Here is a 17,570-nt window from a genome sequence, read left to right on the forward strand (position 1 = left end):
GTCTACAAATTTAGTAATAAATCTTAACTTTACATCCTCTAATAACTCATCCATTTTGATACCTATATGTTCAGATTAATAATACAGCTGCTGGCCTTTGCTTTTTTTTCCATCTCCGTGTACGCCCGTCCGTCTCAAAAAATTAAAATTAAGATTTCTCTGGAGGAGGCAATTGAAATAGCAAAGGATCAATCTCCATCTGCATTGGTTGCTAAACATAATTTTCTAGCAAGCTACTGGCAATTCAGAGCCTTTAAGGCACAGTTACTTCCATCTCTTAATCTCTCTGCCACCCTGGGAAATTACAACAGATCCCTTGTACCACTGCAGAATTCTGAGACAGGTGAGATCAACTATGTTGCAAATAATAATATGAAAAACTCTCTCTCACTCTCAATTGATCAGAATATTGCTCTGACCGGAGGGAGGATTTCTCTCTTTACAAGTCTCTACAGGCTGGATCAGTTTAGTTCAGGTAAACCTGCCAATTATAATTCTCAGCCAATAAATATTACATATATTCAGCCACTCAGAACTTACAACAATTTAAAATGGGACAAAGTTACTGAGCCCCGCAGATTCGAAAGAGCTAAAAGGCGGTATTTGGAGCAGATGGAAAATATTATCGGGAATGTAATACCTCTCTATTTTGATGTTTTACAGGCACAGCAGAGACTTGCTATGTCAAGCAAGAACTACGATAACACAATGTCTCTTTATAAACTGACCAAGGAGAGATATGAGAGGGGTTTAATATCTAAGAATGATGTACTTCAGCTGGAACTCAGAATGATAAATGATAATCTCTCCATAAATGATCATAAGCTAAACCTGGATATGAGGATGTTAAGACTAAAGACATTTATGGGTTATAATGAACATGTGGAACTAGATCTTGAGGTACCCAAGTCCGGGCCGGATATAACACTAAACTTTGACGAAGTTCTTGATAAAGCATACAAAAACTCCTCATTTCTTCTGGATAACGAACTGGAGCTTCTAAGCGCAGAACAGGAGGTTGAGCGAAATAAAGCCAATACAGGCATTCAGGCAAATCTGAATGCCCAGTTTGGCCTGACTCAGCAGGGAGAGGAGCTTGGAAAGGCATACAGTAACCCAATGGATCAGCAGATTGTAAGCTTAGGATTGAGGCTTCCTATTGTTGACTGGGGTCTTGGCAAGGGTAGGGTTAAGATGGCTAAGTCCAGACAGGAGCTTGTTAAAGCTCAGGTAGATCAGGAACTAAATGAGTTTAAACAGAATGTATTCATAAAGGTGATACAGTTTAACAACCAGGTTGAGCAGTGCAATCTTTCATCAAGGGCGGACTCTATTTCAAAGGAGAGATATGAGTATGCAAGGGCGCAGTTTATGGATGGAACAATTGGAGTTACTGAACTTAATAATGCCCAGAACGAGAAGGATAACGCCTCTAACCGGTATATTAATGATTTGGGCAATTTCTGGCAATACTATTTTAACATTCGTAAAATGAGCCTGTTTGACTATCTAACAAGAGAGGATTTGTCTGCTGAATTTGATAAAATGGTGGGTAATTAATTATTTTTTATACTTTTGCCCTTGATGAAACAAATCAGAAACATATCCCTTATAACTTTAATATTGCTGTATATATCAGCAGGTCTTGGTTATGGTCTGCATATATGCAGTGAGGAGGGTAGTGTTACACCTGTTTTGATGATTCAGGATGCCACTTGCGAGAATGTGCACGACCATTCCCACCACCAGGGCTGTGTTGGTGAATGCACATCAAAAGATAATCACAGTGACGGTTGTTGTCATACTGAAGTATATCAACTTGAGGACAAATATGAAACAACAACCTCTGTGCAGATTGAGCAGCCCACAGAGCTTCTTTTATCAGTTGCACTTCTCTCAAACACCGGGCGAATTGCTCTAAACAATCTCTCTGAAGAGTTCCGGCCAATACCGGAATATTCTCCTCCGGAGCTGGTCCCTTCAAATTTTTACTCACTTATATCAGTGTGGAGATTGTAATTTCTCGTTCGGCTAAATAGTTGAATGATAAATTATTACATCTTAACACATATATGATCAAAAAAATTTTCCTATATATATTATTGATTGTTGCATTTGGAACAATTAATGCACAGACAACAAGCGGAGTTGTTAAAGTCCGCAAAGCGGGCGGTGAGGTTGAACCACTTGCCTACGCCTCTGTTTACTGGCTTGAGGGTAAAGTCTCAGCAGAGACAAACGAGAGGGGTGAATTTACTTTAAATACAAAAGGATCTGCAGAGATATCCATTGTAGCTGCTTTTGTCGGTCACACCAAAGATACGGTAAGGGCAAGCTCAGGTTCGAGAAATATTGAACTCATTCTTAGAGAAGATGCAGAGCTTGAGGCAGCCAGACTTGTTGAAAGACAAGAGGGAAACTATCTTTCAAAAATGACACCTGTCAAGACCGAGGTTATAACTGCCGCCGGTCTGTGCAAAATGGCCTGTTGCAATCTGGCTGAGAGTTTTGAAAATTCAGCAAGTGTAACAGTTGGTTATTCGGACGCCATTACCGGGGCCAGACAGATTAGACTCCTTGGCTTATCGGGAACATACACACAGATGCTTGACGAAAACCGACCCGCGATGAGAGGGGTAGCAGCTCCTTTCGGCCTCTCATATGTTCCCGGACAGTGGCTTGAGAGCATTCAGATAGCAAAAGGGCCATCGTCTGTTGTAAACGGGCTTGAGGCAATAACCGGCCAGATAAATCTTGAACATCGCAAACCAACTGCGGAACAGCCTCTGTTCCTCAACCTTTTTCTTGGCAGCACTTTGAGAACTGAGGCAAATATTGCATCATCTCTTCAACTTAATCCAAAGTGGAGTACTGTTATACTTGGACACTTCTCTACCGATCCGATGGGCCACGACGGAAACCATGATGGTTTCAAGGACGAGCCTGTTTCAATGCAGTTTAATCTCTCCAACAGATGGCTCTATGTTGCCGACAACGGAGCACAGGTGAGATTTGGATTCAGAGCTTTGTCTGATGACAGGGTTGCTGGGATGAATGAGTACAAAAAGGGTATGGAGATTACCAATACACTCTGGGGCTCAGAAATAAAAAATAAGGGGCTTAACGGATATCTGAAGGTGGGTATTCCTCTTAATGAGGATAACAGTAAAAATATCGCAACTGTGGCAGATTATACATGGCACAGAATGAACTCGTTTTTTGGAAAGAACAGATTTGACGCAATTCAGAATTCAGCCTTTCTGAACATAATGTTTCAGAATCAGATAGATGAATACCATAAATATGTTCTGGGTTTAAGTGGTCAGTATGACAATTTTGATGAAGTGTTAACGGCTCCTTTTTTTGGGATATGGAGCGCTGACAGGAATACCGGAAGAGAGGAGAGTTCTGCCGGTGCGTATGGTGAGTATACTTATACAAACGGAGAGAAGGTCTCTGTAGTTGCCGGGCTAAGGCTTGACAGGAACAACATTCACGGATGGCTCTTTGCACCAAGGTTAAATGTTAAATATGCATTTACAGACAAGCTTATTTTCAGGGCATCAGGAGGTCGCGGCTTCAGATCCCCAAATCAGATCTCTGATAATCTTGGTATTCTCTCAACAGGCAGGCAAATTGTGCTGGAGGAGAAACCGGATATTGAAGATGCCTGGACCTACGGAGCAAATTTTACGGTTTATCTTCCGTTTGGATTCAACGAAAACAGTTATCTGAGTTTTGACTACTTCCGTACAGATTTCAACAAACAACTTTTGATTGATCAGGAGAGAGATATCTCGAGGATATGGCTTTACAATCTTGAAGGGAGATCTTTTACAAATACTTATCAGGCAGACTTCTCCACAGAGCCTTTTGAGAGATTTACTGTTCTTGCAACATTCAGATATACAGATTCAAAAGCAACCTATCACGGACAGGGACTTATTGAGAGAGCCCTGACCGGAAGATATAAAGGGGTGTTAAATATTCAGTATGCTACCAGAATGAACAAATGGACATTTGATTTCACAGCTCAGATAAATGGACCTTCAAGATTGCCACATTTTATGGGTGGGGGACTCTCCCCAGTCTATCCAATGTTCTTTGCTCAGATAACTAAAAAATTCAGGGATCTTGATATATATGTGGGTGGTGAAAACCTCGGGAACTACAAACAGCCTCATCCTATAATGGGGGCAGATAATCCATATTCACCAGAATTCAATTCTACCCTTATATGGGGCCCTCTTATGGGAAGGAAAGTTTACGCAGGTTTGAGATTTACTCTCTGGAAATAAAAAACGAATAATTATATTAACTAAATCAAATAATATTATGAAAAGATTCGCTATTATCGTTATGGCTTTTGCAGCCATGTTGTTTGTTACCACTAATTTTGCAGAGGCGCAAAATAAAAAGAGTGCAAAAAAAGAGGTTCAGGTTACCTTCTCAATACCCGATGTTGATTGCCAGCATTGTGTTAATAAAATTGAATCAAAAATGCCTTACGAGAAAGGTGTTAAAGATATGAAGGTTAGTCTTGATAATAAAACCATCTGGATTAGCTACGAGGATTCTAAAACAAACAAGGAGAACCTTGCCAAGGCCCTTGAAAAGCTGGGATATCCGGCAAAAGAGGTAGAACAAAAATAATTAATGAGACTACTACTCTCATTCTTATTAACCATATCCGCATTCGGAGGGCTCTTTTCACAGAGACCCTCCGGCGGATCTCTTTTTTATGAGCAGATTCGTTTACTGGATCTTAAGGAACGGGAGGAAGCTATTGTAAACGAGATAATATCAGGTAATATTCCGGATTTCTTAAAAGAGTGGAGAGAGATTGAGTTTTCAGGAAGAGACACTTCAGGCAATTTACACTTTGTTACTATTTATGTTAAGGCCGATTATTTAGCTGCCGGATCAGATGATGATTACTTTACCCTCCCTATGACGCCTCAGTCTGCCCAAAAGATAGCGGACCATTTTAATGCATCATTGCCAACATCAAGGGTAGTAGATTTGATTTACGAAAAATCAGAACTTAAACTGGAGCCATTTAACTTTATTCCCCGGGGAAACAGAAATGAGACTCCTGATATAATTTATGACCACTCAAAAATAGTACAGGCTCAGATAAAAGCATCGGAAAGAACTCCAGGTGTTTTTGTCGCCGGAACCAAGAAAGATATTGTACTATCCTCAAAATTGTCAGATACAAAAAGAGCACATCATGTGACTATTTACGGCTGGCACAGATTGACCGGCGTTCCTATACAGCCGGTAACAAATATTCATATAGATACATATGTTGATTACAGCCACGGCGTAAGGCTTGTATCAAACAAAATCTTAATTGACGGAAAGGAGTATGATTACAGACTAATACTCAAGGATTCCATGCTACACTCTCTGCTAAATTCAGAAAAGTACCCCCTCTCTGTTACTTCCTATAACTACTGAGATAACTCTGAAAAGAGATAAAAAAGTATTACTTTTGCTATTAATGTATCATTAATACCCCCAAAGTAATATGAGATTTCTAAAAATTTCTGTTTTCCTTTCGCTGATTCTTTTCAGTGTTTCAAATCAACTTGCGGCTAACTCCTGGATACGAGTAAATCAGGCAGGATATCTGCCGGCAGATATTAAAGTTGCAGTATTCATTTCACTTAACGAAAAGAGCACTCCTGTGTTCGAGGTAAGAGATGCCTTGACAGATAAAATTGTATTTCAGGGTGCCGGTAAAAAGAGTGATGCCATCTCCTGGGGTATGAAAAGCGCTTACAGATTTGATTTTTCCAAAATTGAAAAGGAGGGTGGTTACTATATTGTCTCTAACGGAGCTAAATCGCCAAACTTTAGAATTGCTGCAGACTCATATGAAGGGCTTTCGGATTTTCTTCTTGAGTATATGAGGCAGCAAAGATGTGGAGACAATCCGTATACCGGGGAGCTATGCCACCAGGATGATGGGTACATAGTTGGACACCCTTCCAGAAATGGAGAAAAGATTGATGTGAGAGGGGGCTGGCACGACGCAACAGATTATCTGCAGTATACAACAACTTCCGCAACTACTCTTTATCATTTGATGTTTTCGTGGGAGCAGCAAAAGGATAAAAGCGTGTTCAAAGATAATTTTGATGCCAGAGGAAGAAAAGGTGCAAACGGAACTCCTGATATACTGGATGAAATTCGCTGGGGCCTTGATTGGCTGGACAGAATGAATCCGGAGGATAAGGTTATGTTTAATCAGATAGCCGATGACCGTGACCACGCCGGTTTCCGTCTCCCTAACAAAGATAAGGTGGATTACGGATGGGGCCCGGGAACAGGCAGACCTGTATATTTTGTATCGGGACAGCCTCAGTCTCTGGGCAAACATTTTAACAGAACAACGGGAGTAGCATCAACAGCAGGTAAGTTTGCTTCAAGCTTTGCACTGGCATCTGAAATTCTTAAGGAGAGTGATCCTGAGTATGCAGCAAAACTGAGAGATAAGGCGGTAAAAGCTTTTGCATTTGCTGAGGAGTTTCCCGGAAATACCCAGACTGCGTGTGTAGTATCACCGTATTTCTACGAGGAGGATACCTGGGTTGATGATGTAGAGCTCGCAGCAGCAACATTCTACAAATTCACTGGAGATGCAAACTGGAGAAAGAGGGCAGACTACTGGGGTCAGCTTGAGCCTGTAACTCCATGGATGGAGCTTGGAAGGGGCAGACACTATCAGTTCTATCCTTTTATTAACCTTGGTCACTATTACCTGGCCTCATCTTCAGACAAGGCAACCAGGGATAAATATATTCAATTCATGAAAGATGGTCTGGAGCATCTTCGCAAAAGAGCAGCTGACGACCCGTTTATTTACGGAATTCCATTCCTGTGGTGTTCAAATAACCTTGTATCTGCCGCAATAACTCAGGCAAGACTCTATCGGGAAGTGAGCGGAGATGAAACATATCTTGAGATGGAGATGGCTCTCAGGGATTGGCTGTTTGGAACAAATCCGTGGGGAACATCAATGTTGGTAGGCTTCCCAAAAGGCGGAGATTATCCTGATTCACCACACTCATCATACACAGTTCATAATGGTGACCTCACATATGGAGGTCTGGTTGACGGTCCTATAGAGAGGTTGCTCTTTTTAGAGAGAGCAGGTAAATCACTTACTAAACCTGATATGTATGCGCCATTCAACAATGGAAAAGCTGTTTATCATGATGACATAGGTGACTATGCATCAAATGAGCCTACAATGGACGGAACAGCAGGTCTTTCATTCTACTTTGCTAAGATGGAGAGTGACGGAAAAGAGCAGGCAAAGGCAATATCGGAAAAATCGGCACTTACATTAAAAGACAGCCAGGGGGCAGTAGTAAGGGTAAATCCTGATAAAAAGGTTATATACCTTGCATTTACAGCTGACTCAATGTTCCAGGGTGGCGGGAAAATTCTCAAAACATTAGCTTCAAACAAAATTAAGGGGTCATTCTTCCTTACAGGGAATTTCCTGAGAATCCCTGAGCATAAGGGGACAATTGAAAAGATTGTTTCACAGGGACACTATGTGGGAGGGCACTCAGACAAGCATCTTCTTTATGCTCCGTGGGATAAAAGAGAGAAATCTCTGGTTTCAGGAGATAGCCTCAGAAATGATATTATCAATAATCTGGTCGAACTGCAGAAGTTTGGAGTTTCTCAAAAAGATGCAGTATGGTTTATGCCACCTTACGAGTGGTACAACAAGGAGTCTGTCTATACTGCTTCAACCCTTGGGCTAAAGACAATAAACTACACACCGGGAACTGCAACACCTGCGGATTATACATATCCCGGAATGAACAGTTATAAAACATCAGATGAGCTTATAGCGAAACTTTTTGCTTTTGAAAAGAGCAATAATCTTAACGGTGCTATAATTTTGATCCACCCCGGCGTAGACGACAGGAGAGCAGATAAACTTTACGACAGGCTTGACTCAATAATCAAAAGGCTTAAAAAACTGGGCTATTCATTTGACAGACTTTAACTTAAACAGATGTATAAAATTGTAAAAAAGAGGGATCTTACTCCCCTAATATCCCTTATGGAGGTGTATGCTCCAAGGATGGCGTCATCGGCAAAGCCGGGACAGTTTCTAATAGTAAGAGCTCATGATAGGGGTGAGAGAATACCCCTCACTATTTGTGATTTTGATAAAGATGCCGGTACGGTTACAATTGTCACCCAGGTAGTGGGAGCCTCGAGCAGACAAATTTGCCATCTGGAGGAGGGCGATTTTTTTACAGATTTTGCCGGTCCGCTGGGGGAGCCATCTGAGTTTATTCATAAAAGCGCCGGTGAACTATCGGCAATGAAATTTCTGTTTATTGCCGGAGGATTGGGGACTGCCCCTGTTTATCCACAGGTGAAGTTTTTGCATTCAATGGGTGCATCTGTAGATGTTATTATTGGTGCTAAAAACAGAGATATGCTCATTTTTGAGAAAGATATGAAAAGCGTTTGCAGAAACTTGTATATCTGTACTGACGACGGATCGTATGGTGAAAAGGGTCTTGTTACTGATTTAATGAAAAAAGTACTGGACAGCGGAGAGAAATATGACCATATGGTTGCAATTGGGCCAATGATAATGATGAAGTTTGTTACAATTGCTGCAAAACCTTATAATATTCCGCTTACTGTAAGCTTAAATACTCTGATGGTTGATGGAACTGGTATGTGCGGAGCCTGCAGAGTAACTGTGGCCGGCAAAACAAGATTTGCCTGTGTTGAGGGACCTGAGTTTAATGCGTACGAGGTAGATTTTGAGGAGGCGATGAGAAGACAGGGGATGTATAAATCAATAGAATCAGAACTTGATCATAAATGTAAAATCGGGTTACACCACAATAATACTAACGAATAATGAGAAACAAGATACCAAGGGTTCCTGTCAGAGAACAGAATCCACTTGTAAGAGCCACTAATTACGAAGAGGTTAGTTATGGTTATAACTCAGAAGAGGCAGTGCTTGAGGCATCAAGATGTCTTGATTGCAAGAGCCCCAAATGTGTTACTGCATGTCCCGTAAGCATAAATATTCCAGCATTTATAAGACAAATTGAAAATGGAGATTTTCACAAGGCAGCAGAGATAATTGCTGCAGACAGTTCCCTTCCTTCTGTTTGCGGGAGAGTCTGCCCGCAGGAGAGCCAGTGTGAAGGCTCTTGCATACTCGGCGTAAAAGGGGAGGCTGTAGCAATAGGAAAACTTGAGAGATTTGCAGGCGATTGGGGTCGTGAGAATGGTGTGAGGTTCTCTGAAAGAGAGCCTCTTAATGGTAAAAAAGTGGCTGTAATTGGAAGCGGACCTGCAGGTCTGGCCTGTGCAACAGACCTTGCAAAACTAGGCTATGAGATAACAATTTTTGAAGCGCTCCATGAACCTGGAGGTGTTTTACAATATGGTATTCCGGAGTTCAGGCTTCCTAAAGAGAGGGTTGTAAAGAGTGAGATTGATAATGTAAGGGCACTTGGTGTTAATATAGAGACAAATGTAGTGGTTGGAAGAACTGTTACAATTGATAACCTTATGGACAATGAAGGTTATTCTGCCGTTTTTGTGGGTTCCGGAGCCGGATTGCCAAAATTTATGAATATCCCCGGAGAGAATCTCAACGGAGTGGTCTCTGCAAATGAGTTTCTAACAAGGAACAATTTAATGAGAGCATACGATCCTCAGTACGATACGCCAATATATGTAGGAAAAAGTGTAGCTGTGGTTGGCGGCGGGAATGTCGCTATGGATGCTGCCCGCTCGGCATTGAGACTTGGAGCAAAGGTAACTGTGGTTTACAGAAGGACAGAGAAGGAGTTGCCTGCAAGGGTAGAGGAGGTTCATCACGCTAAAGAGGAGGGAATTGAGTTCCGGATGCTAACTAATCCGGTAGAGGTGCTTGGAGATGAGAGAGGATGGGTAAGAGGTCTAAGATGTATAAAAATGGAGCTGGGTGAGCCCGATGATAGCGGCAGGAGATCGCCTGTTCCATTAAAGGATTCTGAGTTTGATATTGAAACAGATGTTGTAATTATGTCGCTCGGTACATCTCCAAATCCGCTGTTGTCATCAACAACTCCGGGTCTGGAGGTAAACAGATGGAATTGCATTGTTGCTGACGATAATGGCAAAACAAAACGCAAAGGTGTTTTTGCCGGCGGCGATGCTGTTACCGGTGCAGCTACTGTTATACTTGCTATGGGGGCAGGCAGAAAGGCTGCTGCTGCCATAGATTTATACCTTAGGGAAAATTAGTATCTTTGCGCCCCGTAAAACTAAAAAAATGGCACAGAAACCATCAATCCCCAAAGGGACAAGAGATTTTTCACCGCTTGAAATGGCCGGGAGAGATTATATTTTTAATACTGTAAGAACTGTATTCAAAAAGTATGGATACTCTCCAATTGAGACTCCTGCAATGGAGAATCTTTCAACCCTTCTTGGAAAATATGGAGAGGAGGGGGATAAACTACTTTTCAAGGTTCTTAATTCTGGTGACGCATTTGCCGGGATTTCTCCGGAAATGCTCCAAAACAGCAACTCTTTATCTGTTAAGGTATGTGAAAAGGGCCTCAGATATGACCTGACAGTACCTTTCGCAAGATTTGTGGTGCAACATCAAAATGAACTTGTCTTCCCATTCAAGAGATATCAGATCCAGCCTGTCTGGAGAGCAGACAGACCACAGAAAGGAAGATACAGAGAGTTCTATCAGTGTGATGTGGATGTTGTGGGAAGCGATTCTTTAATCAACGAGCTTGAGTTGGTTCAGATTGTTGATGAGGTATTTAGCCATCTTGGTCTCTCCGTTGCCGTGAAGATTAACAACAGGAAGGTTCTTTCAGGAATTGCCGAAGTTACCGGCCATGCAGATAAACTCATTGATATCACTGTAGCCATTGATAAAATAGACAAAATAGGGATTGATGCAGTCAAGGATGAGTTAAGGTCAAAAGGGATAGATGATAAGGCAATTGCCATAATTGAACCGATACTTTCATTATCAGGAACCACTAAAGAGAAGCTATCTGAGATAAGGGCAATTTTATCAAAATCGGAGACCGGCAATAAAGGGGTAGACGAACTGGAAGAGCTCTTCAACCTCATCGAGAGTGCCGGGGTAACATGTAACACAGAGCTGGATCTTTCACTCGCTAGAGGGCTCAATTATTATACAGGAGCCATATTTGAGGTTAAATCACTTGAGACGGCAATGGGTAGTATTTGCGGAGGCGGAAGATATGACGACCTCACAGGAATATTCGGCCTTAAAGGTGTTTCAGGAGTGGGTATCTCATTTGGTGCAGACAGGATATATGATGTAATATCGGCACTTGACCGGTTCCCAAAAGATGCAGTTGAGGGGACAAAGGTGCTCTTTACAAACATGGGCAAAAGAGAGCTTCTATACACAATTCCCATAGTTAAACAACTTAGGGAGGCGGGTGTCCCGGCAGAAATTTACACAGACGAAGTAAAACTGAAAAAACAGTTTGACTACGCAGAGAAAAAAGGGATTCCATTTCTCGCCATTATTGGTGAGGATGAGGTTACAAACTCTAAGATATCGCTTAAAAATCTCTCTACCGGAGAACAGAAAGTAGTTGATAAACAAGACATTGTTAGACGTTTCAAAAATTAATTTGGAATTAGAATCATTTTACCATATCTTTGCAGTCCAATATCGCGGAGTGGAGCAGTTGGTAGCTCGTCGGGCTCATAACCCGAAGGTCACAGGTTCGAGTCCTGTCTCCGCTACTACCAAAAGTAAGCAGGTCAGTTGACCTGCTTACTTTTGGTAGTAGCAGAGACTTCCTTTTTTACCGCACTTCGTGCGGAAGGAGGCACGCCCTCCAGGTTTACAGCTCTCTTCGGGAGCCAGCCTTCCGGGCGGCCGGCTGTAGCCGGCTCGCCTGCAAGCAGGCGAAAAAATACAGATGTTCTTGTAATATAGGCTGAAAAGATAGCCGGGACACAAACGGGACACCACCAAATCAGATTACCGCTTATAATTCGATTTTTTTCAAAAAGTCACTCACCCCACAAACTTCTACATCATTCTTAAATAAATAGGCGGTTGGTACGGGTGCAACAATAAATGTTTTATCCGGTTGTATAGTCTCTATTGCTCTCCAAAAGCCTTTTGTTACATTAGGAGCTGATGAGGCTTTGCACTCTACTGCTATCGTCCGTTTACCCTTTTCAATAATAAGGTCTAACTCGTCGCCCGTAGCACTACGATAAAAAGAAAATTTGCAATCCCTCAATGAAGAAATGATATTCTCTATTACAAAACCCTCCCATGATGCTCCAAAAACAGGATTCCCCATTAGGGAATTAAAATCGTCTATCTGCAGCAGCCGATGTAATAGCCCGCTATCTCTTACGTAAATTTTGGGAGATTTAACCAAGCGTTTTTTGATGTTTTTTTCAAACGGTGGCAACGAATGGACAATAAAGGTCTGCTCCATCAGATCAATATAACGGCGAATGGTTTGGTATGTTACTCCCAAAGATTCGCCCAGTTTGGACGAATTTAAAAGTTGCCCTTGATTGTGCGCACACATTGTAAGCAGGCGACGAAGCTGCAATGCAGGAATCTTAAAACCAAGTTGCGGAATGTCCCGTTCTACATATGTCCGAAGAAAGTTTTCTCTCCAGAGTACACTTCCCTGATCCGATGATGCAAGATAACTGTCAGGATAGCCACCACGATGCCAGAACTTATTCAATACAAAATTTGTATTCCGTTCAACCTCTTCAATCGTAAACGGAGTGAGTTCAATCAGTCCGACTCTTCCGGCTAACGATTCCGATGTTTTCTGAATTAGGTCTTGCGAGGCTGACCCAAGTAAAATGAATCGTCCCGGACGGCGATTACGGTCTATTTCACTTCGTAATACCGAAAAAAGTTCCGGTACTAACTGAATTTCGTCCAGGCAAATAGTAACATCCTGATTGGCTTGAAAAAATAACATCGGTTCCCGTAACTTATTGAGATCATCCAAATTCTGAAGATCTAAATATAGATAGTTCACTGAATTTTGATAGAGCATCTTCACCAAAGTAGACTTTCCGCATTGTCTCGGACCTAAAATGGTAACCACCGGAAATACATTTAGGTTCTCATTTACAAATGATTCTATATTTCTATCGATTAATTTATGCATATCATAAATGTCATTTCTATTTTACACGAAAATAGCAATAGTATTTTGAACTACCAAAATATAATTCCGTGCACATTTTTTTATTTGATCCGAATAAACACAAATTGAAAGACGTTACGATGCCATTAACACAGGCATTTACGGTCTTTGTCGTAAAATCAGCTTTAATTATCTGGTATTTCCACAATCCAGAGGTCTCAGGATAACACAGCTATAGAAATGTGAAAATTATTTCACACTGTCAAGAATCTTTTATACCTTTATCTCAGGTTTTTAATGGTCTGTTATGGAGACTCTTTCCAATCATAGCCATCATTATCAGAAAGAGAGAAATGATGACGAACTTAAGTTTTACAAAAGTATTTATACAAGTTCCGGGGAGGGTATTTTTCTTACCCGTCCCAATGGTGATATTCTGTCTGCAAATCCAGCTGCTTGCAGGTTACTTGAGAGATCTGAAGATGAGATTGTATCTGTAGGCAGAAATGGCGTAATTAATACTGAAGATCCAAGGCTGCCCGGGATGCTTAAAGAGAGGACTGAAAATGGATTTGTTAAAGGGGAACTTACTTTCAAAAAGAGAGATGGTTCTTTATTTCCCGTTGATTTTACTTCTAATGTTTTTGAATTTGCTCCTGGTGATCTTAGAACTGTTATTATTTTCAGAGATATTTCAGAGCAAAAACATTCAGAGGAGCTTTTAAAGGCAAGTGAGGAAAAATACCGCAGACTATTTGATAACGCTATCGTAGGCGTATTTGTCACTTCTCTTGAGGGGAATTTTCTTTATGTAAACAGAGCTTTTGCAGATATATATGAAACAGAGTCAATTGATAGTTTGATTAATCTGTCTGTTACTCAGACATACACTAACCCTGAGAAGCGAGATCAATATATTGAGCAACTGAGGAGAGATAAATACCTAAAAAACATTGAAAATTCTATCATTACTTTCAAAAACAATATTAAGGATATCATAGTCAGTGTGATAATTGATGATGATAAATTGATAGGCTTTGTCGCCGATAATAGTGAAAGAGTCGCTTTAATGAATCAACTCAGATCAAAAAATGAAAAGCTGCTCCGCCTCAACAGAACTAAAGACAGGTTTTTCTCAATAATATCTCACGATTTAAGAACATCTTTCAGCTCAATACTTGGTTTCTCTGAGATTCTCTCAAGTGAAATTACAGAGTTATCACATGACGATATAAAGGATTATGCCAACAATATTTATCTCTCCTCCAGAAGCACATTTGAATTGCTGGAGAATCTGCTGATCTGGGCCCGTTCTCAAAACGGAGATATCAGGATGAATATCAAAAGGGTTAATATAAGCAATGTTATTAATGAAGTTGCATCTGTAATGTCTCAGACTGCCAGAATAAAGGGTATAACAGTTATTAATGAGACAGATGATAATATATTTCTCTGTGCAGATATGAACTCTATTAAAGTTGTGGTAAGGAACCTTATTTCAAATGCAATTAAATATACCTCAGAAGGAGGTTTGGTTAAAGTTAGCACTCAGATTATCCGGGATAAAGTAATTGTCTCCGTAAAAGATACCGGTAAGGGCATAAGCGAAGTAGTGCTTTCAACATTATTCAGCGAAAATGATAATATATCAGAGCCGGGAACTGCAAATGAAACAGGAACAGGATTTGGATTGATTCTTTGCAAAGAGTTTATTGATTTAAACAGGGGAGAAATTTGGGCTCAAAGCAGCCCCGGTGAAGGTAGTACTTTTAGTTTTGCCTTGCCGCTTTGCCGGGATTGACCTATCTTTGGCATCAAATTAGCCAAATCAATGAAAAGAGGAGATATATCTATCAGAAATGCCTCTCCAGAGGATGTGGAGATGATTTTTGATTTCATCTGCGAACTTGCCGTTTACGAAAAGCTCAGAGATGATGTAACAGCCACAACGGACATTCTTATGGAGTCTCTGTTTGTTAAGAGACAGGCCGAGGTTATTATTGCTGAAGAGGAGGGGAGAGCGCTGGGTTTTGCGCTCTATTTTCACAATTTTTCCACATTCAAAGGCAGAGCTTGTCTCTATCTTGAGGACATATTTGTAAAAGAGGAGCACCGGGGAAGAGGCATAGGCAAGATGCTTTTCAAAAGGCTTGCTCAGATAGCTGTAGAGAGGGGATGTGAAAGGTTTGACTGGGCTGTTCTTGACTGGAACAAACCATCTATTGAATTTTATAAAAGCTTGGGTGCTTTTCCAATGGATGAGTGGACTGTATTTCGTCTTACCGGAGAATCATTAAAAAGGGTAGCAGAAAAATAATAGTTGCTGATAGAAAGAGATGAAAAGAAAAACAATTGCGCTTGTGGCGCACGACAATAGAAAAAAGGACCTTATTGAGTGGGTTGAGTTTAATAAACAGACTCTTTTGAGGCACAATCTTGTATGCACCGGAACAACCGGAAGGATGGTAGAGGCTGCTTTAATTCAGAACAAATCAAAAAATGACCCCTCCCTTAACATAACACTGCTTAAATCTGGTCCGCTAGGTGGCGACCAGCAGCTGGGTGCACTTATATGCGAGGGCAGGGTAGATGTACTGATATTTTTGTGGGACCCAATGCAGCCACAACCACATGATGTGGATGTGAAGGCCCTTTTGAGAATATCAAGCCTCTACAATATTCCCACAGCTACAAACAGATCAACTGCAGATTTTATAATATCTTCCGGATTATTTGAGGAGGAGTATGAACCTAAATTGAAGAGCTTCTCTGAATATCTGGGCAGAAGCGTTGATGTTTAGAGCAGGTTTGCAAAATCAATAGATAAAAGGGAAGACTCTCATGAGTTTTCTCTTTTCTATTTCATCTCCCCTCTGCTCTTTGTGTCTCTTCCAAGTGGAGGCGGCTCTGGGGACCAGGTTTGCTGCTGTCCAGAATGCAAAAAGCGCCCCGGGAAGGGACCAGCATATTAATGCAAAACCGAGCCACTCAATAAGCTCACCCAGGTAGTTTGGCGATGTAACAAATAGGAATCCCCCGCCGTATGGGATGTAATGTGTTCCTGGTTTATCTCCGTTTAGGACTCCCTCTCTTCTCGCTTTTCTGAGTCTTCTGTCTGAATCAATGTTGAGTGCCATTCCTCCAAAGAATAACAATGCTCCAGCTATGAATCTGGGAGAAGCCAGTAATTCCTGCAATTCGCCATAGTAATCCAGAGGAGCATGAGCAAATAGCCACTCACCCTGAAGTACCCCGTTAACAAGGTTAAAAAATACACCCATTGAGATAATTGAGAGAGGCATCCTCCCATTTCCAACAATAAGGTGTGGGTATATAAAAGCCCTGTGCAGGTAGTGAAGCATAAACAGGGAGAAGATTAGCAGATTTCCGCTTTGTGCATCCCTCCCGTACAACAAAAACAGTGTGGCCATTACAATAAAGACAGGAGCCTCCATTAAAAGCCATCCTGCTTTTGAATTAATTGTTATTCCCCATTTTTTGTCCAAAAGTATTCCGTATCCTGCCTCTATGAAGAAGAGTATTATAAACACAGCCAGACCAGTTATGGTCATTGCGGCAATTATAAAATAATATGTTTGTAAATTAAAGAGCATTCGAGAATTTGAATTCTATTTGTACCACTGATGTCTCCCCTTTTTTAGCCTCAAAGAAGGCCCCTTTGTCGGTTTTGCATTTATAATGATCCAGCGTTTCTCCAATTTTACTTTCATGGTTGAAATTAACAGTGAACTCAGAAATAAAACCATCTGATGGTATGGTATCGTGGATTGAATCCAGTGCCCACTCCATATATCTTGCGTTATTTGTATGGTTATTCATATCAATATCCGTGAATTCAACCACCCTGCTTCTGTATAATTTTAGTTCCGTGGGTGAAATAAGTTTTGGCGCAGGTTTTTCTATTGCATTCACGAGATTAACAGATGGGTGATCGTTTCCGATGTGCTGTTCAATCCTCTGTAATCTTCTTGATTCGGTACCAATGATAAGCCATGAGGTTGTGGCAGTTGCTATCTCCTCACCTCCCTCTCCTGTCATAATAAAGTCTCTCAGGCCGAATAGTTTATCGCTCCCTTTATGCCAGGTCTTAAAATAGACCTCCTCCCGCCACTTTGGAACTCTGCGGAAAATAACATGAGATCTGGATAGTACCCAAATAATTCCCTTTTCCATTAAATTATCATAACCAAAGCCCAGTGCATCTGCATGAAGATTAGCCAGCTCTTGCATCATGAGCATCATAGATTGTGGTTTCAGAGCAGCATTCAGATCTGCTTCATAGCTTTTGATTTTATATGTTTCCTGTAAAGATTTCATTAATAGTTTTTTGGTATATTTATTCATAGCAAATGTAGG

15 protein-coding genes and 1 tRNA gene are annotated in these 17,570 nt (G+C 41.1%); 13 read left to right on the top strand and 3 right to left on the bottom strand.

Going from position 1 to position 17,570, the window contains the following annotated elements:
- Positions 1-66: 66 nt before the first annotated feature.
- From U5907_10445 to U5907_10490, 10 genes are all read left to right on the top strand, one after another.
- A complete protein-coding gene (locus U5907_10445) occupies positions 67-1,560 on the top strand; it encodes a TolC family protein (protein ID WRQ32985.1) in 1,494 nt (497 codons plus the stop codon).
- Between the two features lie 24 nt (positions 1,561-1,584).
- Positions 1,585-2,019 carry a hypothetical protein gene (locus U5907_10450; protein WRQ32986.1) on the top strand — a complete coding sequence of 145 codons (435 nt, stop codon included), beginning with the start codon at positions 1,585-1,587 and terminating at the stop codon, positions 2,017-2,019.
- Between the two features lie 53 nt (positions 2,020-2,072).
- Positions 2,073-4,298 (top strand): TonB-dependent receptor, encoded by a 2,226-nt coding sequence (locus U5907_10455; GenBank protein ID WRQ32987.1) that lies wholly within the window; start codon positions 2,073-2,075, stop codon positions 4,296-4,298.
- Between the two features lie 37 nt (positions 4,299-4,335).
- Entirely contained in the window at positions 4,336-4,653 is a 318-nt protein-coding gene (locus U5907_10460) for a heavy-metal-associated domain-containing protein (protein ID WRQ32988.1), read from the top strand.
- Positions 4,654-4,656: 3 nt separating this feature from the next.
- Entirely contained in the window at positions 4,657-5,463 is an 807-nt protein-coding gene (locus U5907_10465; protein WRQ32989.1) for a hypothetical protein, read from the top strand.
- A 70-nt stretch (positions 5,464-5,533) separates the two neighbouring features.
- Entirely contained in the window at positions 5,534-8,035 is a 2,502-nt protein-coding gene (locus U5907_10470) for a glycoside hydrolase family 9 protein (GenBank protein WRQ32990.1), read from the top strand.
- Between the two features lie 9 nt (positions 8,036-8,044).
- A complete protein-coding gene (locus U5907_10475; protein ID WRQ32991.1) occupies positions 8,045-8,914 on the top strand; it encodes a sulfide/dihydroorotate dehydrogenase-like FAD/NAD-binding protein in 870 nt (289 codons plus the stop codon).
- Positions 8,914-10,299, top strand: coding sequence for an NADPH-dependent glutamate synthase (gene gltA / locus U5907_10480; GenBank protein WRQ32992.1), 1,386 nt, complete (start codon positions 8,914-8,916; stop codon positions 10,297-10,299). The genes U5907_10475 and gltA overlap by 1 nt, the downstream gene beginning before the upstream one ends.
- Positions 10,300-10,327: 28 nt before the next feature.
- Positions 10,328-11,686 carry a histidine--tRNA ligase gene (hisS, locus tag U5907_10485; GenBank protein ID WRQ32993.1) on the top strand — a complete coding sequence of 453 codons (1,359 nt, stop codon included), beginning with the start codon at positions 10,328-10,330 and terminating at the stop codon, positions 11,684-11,686.
- A 43-nt stretch (positions 11,687-11,729) separates the two neighbouring features.
- Positions 11,730-11,802, top strand: a tRNA-Met gene (locus tag U5907_10490).
- A 248-nt stretch (positions 11,803-12,050) separates the two neighbouring features.
- On the opposite strand, the gene U5907_10495 is transcribed toward U5907_10490, so the two are convergent.
- Positions 12,051-13,214: an ATP-binding protein gene (locus U5907_10495; protein ID WRQ32994.1), complete on the bottom strand. Its 1,164-nt coding sequence runs from the start codon at positions 13,212-13,214 to the stop codon at positions 12,051-12,053.
- A gap of 286 nt (positions 13,215-13,500) precedes the next feature.
- Between U5907_10495 and U5907_10500 the strand changes: the two genes are divergently transcribed.
- From U5907_10500 to U5907_10510, 3 genes are read left to right on the top strand one after another with little or no spacing between them, the layout of a single operon-like run.
- Positions 13,501-14,994, top strand: coding sequence for a PAS domain-containing sensor histidine kinase (locus U5907_10500; protein WRQ32995.1), 1,494 nt, complete (start codon positions 13,501-13,503; stop codon positions 14,992-14,994).
- 30 nt (positions 14,995-15,024) lie between these two features.
- Positions 15,025-15,510: a GNAT family N-acetyltransferase gene (locus U5907_10505; GenBank protein WRQ32996.1), complete on the top strand. Its 486-nt coding sequence runs from the start codon at positions 15,025-15,027 to the stop codon at positions 15,508-15,510.
- Between the two features lie 19 nt (positions 15,511-15,529).
- On the top strand, positions 15,530-15,994 hold the full coding sequence (locus U5907_10510) for a methylglyoxal synthase (protein WRQ32997.1): 465 nt from the start codon (positions 15,530-15,532) through the stop codon (positions 15,992-15,994).
- Between the two features lie 15 nt (positions 15,995-16,009).
- Here U5907_10510 and U5907_10515 read toward each other — a convergent pair whose 3' ends face one another.
- Positions 16,010-16,765, bottom strand: a complete 756-nt coding sequence (locus U5907_10515) for a 3-oxo-5-alpha-steroid 4-dehydrogenase (GenBank protein WRQ32998.1) — start codon at positions 16,763-16,765, stop codon at positions 16,010-16,012.
- Positions 16,766-16,796: 31 nt separating this feature from the next.
- A complete protein-coding gene (locus U5907_10520) occupies positions 16,797-17,531 on the bottom strand; it encodes an acyl-ACP thioesterase domain-containing protein (protein ID WRQ32999.1) in 735 nt (244 codons plus the stop codon).
- Between the last annotated feature and the right edge of the window lie 39 nt (positions 17,532-17,570).

This window comes from Bacteroidales bacterium MB20-C3-3 (assembly GCA_035609245.1).
Taxonomy (GTDB): Bacteria; Bacteroidota; Bacteroidia; order Bacteroidales; family UBA932; genus Bact-08.

Excerpts from the sequence above, each read along its gene's own strand:
- U5907_10445 (WRQ32985.1), top strand. The coding sequence starts at position 67 with ATGTTCAGATTAATAATACAGCTGCTGGCCTTTGCTTTTTTTTCCATC.
- U5907_10450 (WRQ32986.1), top strand. The coding sequence starts at position 1,585 with ATGAAACAAATCAGAAACATATCCCTTATAACTTTAATATTGCTGTAT.
- U5907_10455 (WRQ32987.1), top strand. The coding sequence starts at position 2,073 with ATGATCAAAAAAATTTTCCTATATATATTATTGATTGTTGCATTTGGA.
- U5907_10460 (WRQ32988.1), top strand. The coding sequence starts at position 4,336 with ATGAAAAGATTCGCTATTATCGTTATGGCTTTTGCAGCCATGTTGTTT.
- U5907_10465 (WRQ32989.1), top strand. The coding sequence starts at position 4,657 with ATGAGACTACTACTCTCATTCTTATTAACCATATCCGCATTCGGAGGG.
- U5907_10470 (WRQ32990.1), top strand. The coding sequence starts at position 5,534 with ATGAGATTTCTAAAAATTTCTGTTTTCCTTTCGCTGATTCTTTTCAGT.
- U5907_10475 (WRQ32991.1), top strand. The coding sequence starts at position 8,045 with ATGTATAAAATTGTAAAAAAGAGGGATCTTACTCCCCTAATATCCCTT.
- gltA (WRQ32992.1), top strand. The coding sequence starts at position 8,914 with ATGAGAAACAAGATACCAAGGGTTCCTGTCAGAGAACAGAATCCACTT.
- hisS (WRQ32993.1), top strand. The coding sequence starts at position 10,328 with ATGGCACAGAAACCATCAATCCCCAAAGGGACAAGAGATTTTTCACCG.
- U5907_10495 (WRQ32994.1), bottom strand. The coding sequence starts at position 13,214 with ATGCATAAATTAATCGATAGAAATATAGAATCATTTGTAAATGAGAAC.
- U5907_10500 (WRQ32995.1), top strand. The coding sequence starts at position 13,501 with ATGGAGACTCTTTCCAATCATAGCCATCATTATCAGAAAGAGAGAAAT.
- U5907_10505 (WRQ32996.1), top strand. The coding sequence starts at position 15,025 with ATGAAAAGAGGAGATATATCTATCAGAAATGCCTCTCCAGAGGATGTG.
- U5907_10510 (WRQ32997.1), top strand. The coding sequence starts at position 15,530 with ATGAAAAGAAAAACAATTGCGCTTGTGGCGCACGACAATAGAAAAAAG.
- U5907_10515 (WRQ32998.1), bottom strand. The coding sequence starts at position 16,765 with ATGACCATAACTGGTCTGGCTGTGTTTATAATACTCTTCTTCATAGAG.
- U5907_10520 (WRQ32999.1), bottom strand. The coding sequence starts at position 17,531 with ATGAAATCTTTACAGGAAACATATAAAATCAAAAGCTATGAAGCAGAT.